This window comes from Frankia gtarii (genome assembly GCF_025403375.1).
GTDB lineage: Bacteria > Actinomycetota > Actinomycetes > Frankiales > Frankiaceae > Frankia > Frankia gtarii.
Map to the genome: position 1 here is coordinate 24933 of NZ_JAMPTM010000044.1, position 6975 is coordinate 31907.

The following is a 6975-nucleotide window of genomic DNA, read 5'->3' on the forward strand; positions in this document are numbered from 1 at the left end:
CGCCATGGCCCGCCCCGATGCCAGGTCGGCGGCTCGCTACATCCCGGGCGCGCCGAACGCGGGCGGCAGTCGACCGTCGACCGTCGCGGGCGGCGGCCTTCCCTATCCGAACATTCGGTCCACGTGCTAAGTTTCATCCGCACCTGCGGATTATTTTCGTCTGAGTCTCCGCAGATGCTGATTACCGGTGCAGCCGGAGGGCGGGGCGAGTCATCGAAGGTGAACATGGCGACGGCGTCGCGAACGCCCCGCGGCTGCAGCGCCGCCGTTCCGTCCGCGGCGAGCAGGCGGTGCTCTGGCTGCTGCTGACCTGTGTTCTGCTGGCGTCATCGGCATACGGGGTGCTGCTGCTGCTCGGACCGTTCGTGAAGACGGTCGGCGGCAGTGAGGCGACCTACGGCGCGTTGTCCGCCGCGGCGGCGGTGCCGACCGCCGCCGCGCTTGCGCTGCTGCTGCGGTTTCCGCGCGCAGTGCCTCCGCACCTGCTGCTGGCCGGATCCTGCCTGGTGTACGCGGGCGCCGCGGCGCTGATGGCCGGGGTGCATTCCCGTGATGGCGTGCTCGTGGTCGCGGCGATCGTGCTGGGCACGGCCTGGGCGGTGACGTACACGGCGGCGCCGATGATCGCCTCCGAGCTCGCCACGGACCGAAATCGGGCCACGCTCATCGGCTACGCGACCGGGACCATCCAGGCCGGGTTCGGAATTGGTCCCGTCCTCGGCAATGCCCTGCGTGACGCCGGAATGTCCTACCAGCAGGTGTTCGCCGTCGGGGCGGCACTCGCGCTCGCCGCGGCCGTGCTGGTCATCCCGCTCACCATCGAACTGCGGCGCCTGCCCGGCGGTCCAACGGCCGGTGCACAGCGCGACGCCGCCGACGACAAGCCCCTGCCCCAGCCCGTGCGGGAGCCGGAGCACCCGGGCCGCGCGGCGGGGACCGGGTGGCGCGGCGCGCTACGGTCGCCCAGCGTGGTCCCGCTCGCGATGGTGCTGCTCAGCGCGTGCGTGTTCACCACCATGAACAGCTTCCAGACCACCTTTGCGGACAGCCGGCAGCTCGACTTCGACATCTTCTACGTGACCTACACGGTGGCGGTCATCGCCGTGCGGCTCGGTCTTGCCCGGATGCTGCCCGACAGCGCATCCGACCGGGTGGTCGCCGTGACGACCGTGGGGATGACCGCGGCGGCGGTGGCCTTCGTGTTCGTCGGGACCAGTCCGGTGCTGTACTGCCTCGCCTCGCTGCTGCTCGGCTGCACCTACGGCCTGGGCCTGCCCGCCTTCCAGGCCCGCGCGGTGAACCTCGCCGGCCCCGAGGAACGCGTGCGGATGCTGCCGATGGCGGGCCTGCTGTTCGAGGTCGCGATCCTCGTCTTCCCGCTCGTCGCCGGGGCGGTCGTCCACGCGGACGGCTACCGGGGGCTGTTCGTGCTGCTCATCGCGATCACAGGCGTCGTCATGGCGCTTGGCCAGATTCGCGGTCGGCCTCGGCTCGACGCGCAGCCGGCGGGGGACGGTGCCAGCGCGGACGGTGCCGAGGCGGCCGCGGTCTCGGGCGCGGGTTCACCGAACGACTGAACCAACCACGGTGCAGGGGGACAGATGTACTTCTCCGCGAACTACGGTGAGGCGCGGGAGCGTTTTCTCGCCGCGGCCCGCGATCGTGGCGCGCACCTCGAGTCGTTCCCCCTCGGGGAGCTGCGGGGGGCCCGGGGTGAGCCGCTGAGCACGGACGTGGCCCGGATCGGTGCGAGCCGCGGGCCCTCCGTGCTCGTCCTGGTCAGTGGCACCCATGGCGCGGAGGGATTCGCCGGGTCGGCCTGCCAGCTTCGGGCCTTGCGCGAGGCCGCATGGACGGGCCTGCCTGTCATCCTGGTGCACGCGCTCAACCCGTTCGGCTTCTCCCATCGCCGCCGGGTGAACGAGGACAACATCGACGTCAACCGCAACTTTGTCGACCATGCCGCGGTGCCGCCCGATGGCGGCTACGGCATGCTGCACTCCGCGTTGCTGCCCACGGACTGGGACGGCCCCGGGCACGCCGAGGCCGACGCCCTGCTGCTCGCGCACGCCGGCCGGCTCGGGGTGCGCGAGGTGCAGCAGATCGTCACCTCCGGCCAGTACACCCATCCGGACGGGTTGTTCTACGGCGGTTCGGCGCCGAGCTGGTCCCATGAGACCTGGCACACGATCATCCGCGAGTACCTGACGGGATACGAGCGAGTCGCGTATGTCGACCTGCATACAGGGCTCGGCGAGCGGGCCGCCGCCGAGCCGATCTTTCGCGGTGGTCTGGACCCGGGCGCGCCGCGACGGGCCCGAGCCTGGTACGGCGACGCGTTGACGAACTCCGAGGAGGGCACGTCGAGCTCGACGCCGATCGGCGGCAACTCCGCCCGAGCTCTGCTCCAGGACCTCGGCGAGTCGGAGATCACGGCAGTCACCTGCGAGTTCGGCACCCAGGACGGGCTGACCGTGCTGCGCGCGCTGCAGGCGGACAACTGGTTGTGGCAGCAGCGTGAGCCGGTGGACGCCGAGCGGGTCGCCCGGATCGGGCAGCTCATGCGGGAGGCGTTCGACCCGCCGGACGGGCGCTGGCGGGCCGACGTTCTCGACCGGGGGATGGCCGTGATCGGCCAGGCTGCGGCTGGTGTGCTCGCCGAGTTCTAGGAATCGGGGATAGATGGCGAGCGCTGGACCAGCAGCAGGATGCTGGCGGGCTGAGGGAGCGGGTCTCATGCTCGTCTGATCTATTTAGATAGATCTGGGAATTGGGCTAGTGGTAGGCGCGGGCCTGGAGGGTGCACAGTTCGGCGTAGAGCCCGGCGGAGGCGTCGAGGGCCGAGGCGAGTTCGTCGAGGATCAGCAGCCGGGGATGGCGCCGCATCAGGGTGCGGGCCAGGCCCACTGTCTGCCACTGGCCGCCGGATAGTTCGGTGCCGTCGGCGTAGGAGTGGCCGACGTAGCCGGTTAGGCCGCCGTGCCCGATGCTCTCGCGGAGGGTCAGCTCGATGTGGTGGAAGTCCTGGAACAGGGCGGCGATGCGGGAGCGCCAGCGGGCGGGATCGAGCCCGGCCAGGTCCTGCCCGTCGATGAGGATCCGTCCGCTGGTCGGCTGGTACAGGCCGGACAGCAGCTTGACCAGGGTGGACTTGCCCGCCCCGTTCAGTCCCACGATCGCGGTCGACGTGCCCGCCGGGAACTCCAGGCCAAGCTCTCACAGCACAGTCCGGCCGCTGCCCGGATAGGAAAAGGTCACCTTCTCGAACGCGATAGACGATGACCGGGAACGTGGCCCAGGTCTTTCTTACCGACGACTGGGGCCGGGCCCTCCAGGGGATCCACACCGCCCTTCGCCCAGGCGGCAGTCTCGTTTTCGAGGCCAGGTGCCCCGAACGTCACGCCTGGCAGGAGTGGGCGGTGGATGTCGATCCGGTCACCCTCGACGTCGCGGACATCGGCCTGCTGGAACGACGCCAGGAGGTCACCGACGTCGGCCTTCCGTTCGTCTCCTTCCGATACACCTACCGGTTCCTGGTAAACGTGCGGGAGGCACCGGACCGCCCGGGGCGTGAGTTCATGTTCGTCACCGAACGTTCGGCCTGAGGCGGCCAGTGTCTTCACCGCATACCAGCGGACTGATAGACCCGAACTTCGACACCTGCATTCGCCAACTGTCCCGGCGGCTCGCCAACCAGATCCGATCCCTGCACGAGTCCATCGGGACAGACTGACTGGCGCCCAGACCAGATCCATGCCTGTTCAGTCGGGTACCACCAGGTCGTGTTCGGCGCGGGCGATGGCGGACGCCTCGGCAGCGGAAACGAGACGGTGGCGGAGCCGCCCATCCGGGAACAGTGTGGTGACGAGGCGGAGGTCCGCCCGGTGGCGCAGTCCCCGGGGCCGCAGATCCTGCGCCGCGTCGGCGAGCACCAGATGGGCGACGCCGCCGCCGGCCGACGCGCCGACCGCGGTGACGGTCTGTGCCGCGGCGACGGCCTCGGGGACGGCGACGGCCTCGGGGACGGGGACGGCCTCGGGGACGCCGACGGCGTCCGAGCCGAGCTCGGCCAGCACGGCCTGCACGGCGTGCACCAGGTCCGGCTCGCCCGCCCAGACCGTGCCGGTGCCGTGTACCAGGACCGCGGCGGCGCTTGTCCGGCCGGCGCGGACGATCGAGTAGACCGTGGCGTCGGGCAACAGGGAGCGGCAATGGATCTCCACGCCGTGCTGGCGGGCCCAGGCGACGGCCGAGTGGTGCAGCACCTTCGCGCCGTGCCGCGACATGGTCATCATCGTGTCGTAGTCGACGGTGGCCAGCGTGCGCGCGCGGGGCACGAGGCGCGGATCGGCGGTGCAGATCCCCGGCGAGTCGGAGAAGATCTCGCAGGCCGGGGCGCCGACGGCGATCGCGGCCGCGATCGCGGACAGGTCCGAGCTGTTGCGGCCCATCATGACCGGCCGCCCGTCGTCGCCGACGGCCTGTCCGCCGGGGACGACGAGCACCGTCCCGGCGGGGTCGATGCGGCTGGCGAGCGCGGTGGGGTCGAGCGAACGCAGCTCGGCGTGGTGGGGATCGCCGCCGCCGACGAAGCCGGTGTCGGCCGCGGTCAACGGGACCGCGGCGAGCCCGGCGTCGCGCAGGGCGGAGGTCATCAGCGCCACGTTGACGGTCTCGCCGGTCATGAGCGCGGCGGCGAGCAGGTCCCGGTCGGGCTTGGGGCTGACCGCGCGCAGCGCCCTGCCGAGCCGGTCGGTCTCGCCGGCCACCGCGCTGACCACGACGACGGCCCGGCTCGGGGTGTCCGCTGCACCGGCCGAGGGTCCGGAGCCGTCGGCGTGCAGTCGGGCGGCGACGTGGCGGGCGATGAGGTGATGGGCGTCCGGCGCGGCGAACGCCGCCCCGCCGAACTTCAGGACGACGACGTCCCCCGGGCCGGTCACCATGATCTCGGCGTCGAGGGCGTCGAGGGCGTCGAGGGCGTCGAGGGCGTCACAGCCACGACATCTCGGCGGCCAGGCTCACGATCTGCAGGGCGTTGAGGGCCGCGCCGACGGTGAGGTTGTCGGCGACGACCCACAGCCACAGCGCGCACGGGTCGTCCACGTCGGCCCGTACCCGCCCGACGTGGACAAGTCGGCGTTCGGTGGGCGACGAGCAGACCGGCTGCGGCATCGGGTAGCCGTCCGCCGGGTCGTTGCCATAGACCCGCAGGTCCGGGGCGGCTCGCAGCGCGTCGAGAGCGTCGTCGGGGGTGACGGGGGCGGTGAAGCTGACGTGCACCGCCTCCGAGTGGCCGTTGACCACGGGTACCCGCACCGCGGTCGCCGCGACCCGCAGCCCCGGCATGTCCATGATCTTGCGGGGTTCGCGACGTAGCTTGCGTTCCTCGTGGGAGTGCCCGTCGGCGTCGCGCAGGCCGATCTCGGGGATCAGGTTGAATGCCAGCGGCTGGCCGAACTTCCCGGGCCGGGCGTCGGCGGGGTCGGCGCCGTCGAGCAGCGCCCGGGTGGTGTCGGCGAGCTCGGAGAGTCCCCGCAGGCCGCCGCCGGAGGCCGACTGGTAGCTGGACACGATCACCCGGTCGAGCTCGCCGAGGGCGCGCAGGGGATGCAGGGCCCGCACGAGCTGGATCGTCGAGCAGTTCGGGTTGGCCACGATGCCGCGGGCCGGGCGCGAGCGCAGCGTCTGCGGGTTGACCTGGGGGACGACGAGCGGGACGTCGTCGTCCATCCGGAACGCGGAGCTGTTGTCGACGACGAGCGCGCCCGCGGCGGCGACCACCGGCGCCCACTGCGTACTGATCGGGGCGCCCGCGCTGAACACCGCGACGTCCACCCCCGCGGGATCGAAGTCCGCCAGCGCGACGACCGGCTCGACCTTCAGTGCCAGTCCCAGCTCGGCACCGAGATCGCGACCCGCCGAGCCGCCCGACGCGACGGGAACCACCCGGCCCACGTCGGGCAGCAGTCCCGCCTCGAGCAGGGCCAGGCATTCCCGACCGACGACCCCGGTCGCGCCGATGACGGCGATGTCCACTGCGCTTGTCCCTTCCGCCATGTTCCCGGTCCGCCGACCTGCTGTTTCGCCGACCTGCTGTTTCGCCGACCTGCTGTCGTCGTGGGGTCAGCTGGAGCCGACGGCGTTCTCGTCCGCGAACTGCGCGTCGAGGTCCACCCAGCCGCCGTCGACGAACAGGACCTCGCCGTTGACGTAGGTGGCGGCGTCGGAGGCGAGGAAGACCGCGGGGCCGGCGATTTCGGCGGGTCGGGCCCAGCGGCCGAGGGCGACCTTGTCGGCGTAGGCGCCGGCCCAGGCGGCGCTGGCGCGGATCGGCACTGTCAGCGCGGTCTCGACCGGGCCCGGGGCGATCGCGTTGACCCGCACGCCGGACGGCCCGAGCTCGGCGGCGAGCACGCGGACCATCTGCGCCAGGGCCGCCTTCGTGCCCGCGTAGATGACCTGGCCGGGTTCGACGGCCCGGCTGCTGATCGACGAGATGACGATGATGCTGCCGCCGCCCTGCTTCACCATGATCCGGCCGGCGCCGCGCAGGACGTGGAAGCTGCCCCGCAGGTTGACGTCGGTGACCGCGGTGTAGTCGTCGTCGGTGTAGTCGACCAGGGGCTTGCGGATGTTGATGCCGGGGGTGCCGACGGCGATGTCGAGGCGGCCCCGGTCCGCGACCACGCGGGCGAACAGGTCGTCCACCTCGGCGGAGACGCGCACGTCGACGGTGGACGCCTTCGCGGTGCCGCCGGCGGCGACGATGGTCGCCACCGTCTCCTCGACGCCGGTGGTGTCGACGTCAGCACATTCGACGACGGCGCCCTGTTCGGCCAGGGCGATCGCGATGGCCTGGCCGATGCCCGACGCCGCGCCGACGACCGCCGCGACCCTGTCTGTCAGTTCCAGCATCTGCAGCTCCCGAAGCCTCGATCTACGTGGTGGGTCCGCCATGATCGGCGGGTGGGG

7 protein-coding genes are annotated in these 6975 nt (G+C 71.9%); 3 read left to right on the forward strand and 4 right to left on the reverse strand.

Features of this window, described 5'->3' with window-relative positions; all coding sequences use genetic code 11:
- Nucleotides 1-290: 290 nt before the first annotated feature.
- Nucleotides 291-1577 (forward strand): MFS transporter, encoded by a 1287-nt coding sequence (locus tag NBZ83_RS09555; protein ID WP_261567022.1) that lies wholly within the window; start codon nucleotides 291-293, stop codon nucleotides 1575-1577.
- A 24-nt stretch (nucleotides 1578-1601) separates the two neighbouring features.
- Nucleotides 1602-2669, forward strand: a complete 1068-nt coding sequence (locus NBZ83_RS09560; RefSeq protein ID WP_261567023.1) for a M14 family metallopeptidase — start codon at nucleotides 1602-1604, stop codon at nucleotides 2667-2669.
- Nucleotides 2670-2775: 106 nt separating this feature from the next.
- Here NBZ83_RS09560 and NBZ83_RS09565 read toward each other — a convergent pair whose 3' ends face one another.
- Nucleotides 2776-3207, reverse strand: coding sequence for an ABC transporter ATP-binding protein (locus NBZ83_RS09565; protein WP_261567043.1), 432 nt, complete (start codon nucleotides 3205-3207; stop codon nucleotides 2776-2778).
- 71 nt (nucleotides 3208-3278) lie between these two features.
- On the opposite strand from NBZ83_RS09565, the gene NBZ83_RS09570 reads away from it, so the two are divergent.
- Nucleotides 3279-3605: a class I SAM-dependent methyltransferase gene (locus tag NBZ83_RS09570; RefSeq protein WP_261567024.1), complete on the forward strand. Its 327-nt coding sequence runs from the start codon at nucleotides 3279-3281 to the stop codon at nucleotides 3603-3605.
- Between the two features lie 156 nt (nucleotides 3606-3761).
- Here NBZ83_RS09570 and NBZ83_RS09575 read toward each other — a convergent pair whose 3' ends face one another.
- The 3 genes from NBZ83_RS09575 to NBZ83_RS09585 all read right to left on the reverse strand — a co-directional run.
- On the reverse strand, nucleotides 3762-4943 hold the full coding sequence (locus NBZ83_RS09575; protein ID WP_261567025.1) for an amino acid kinase family protein: 1182 nt from the start codon (nucleotides 4941-4943) through the stop codon (nucleotides 3762-3764).
- 49 nt (nucleotides 4944-4992) lie between these two features.
- Complete coding sequence (locus NBZ83_RS09580) at nucleotides 4993-6060, reverse strand: aspartate-semialdehyde dehydrogenase (protein WP_261567026.1); 1068 nt, start codon at nucleotides 6058-6060, stop codon at nucleotides 4993-4995.
- 66 nt (nucleotides 6061-6126) lie between these two features.
- Nucleotides 6127-6975: SDR family NAD(P)-dependent oxidoreductase (locus NBZ83_RS09585; protein ID WP_261574781.1), on the reverse strand; the 849-nt coding region annotated here is incomplete at its 5' end.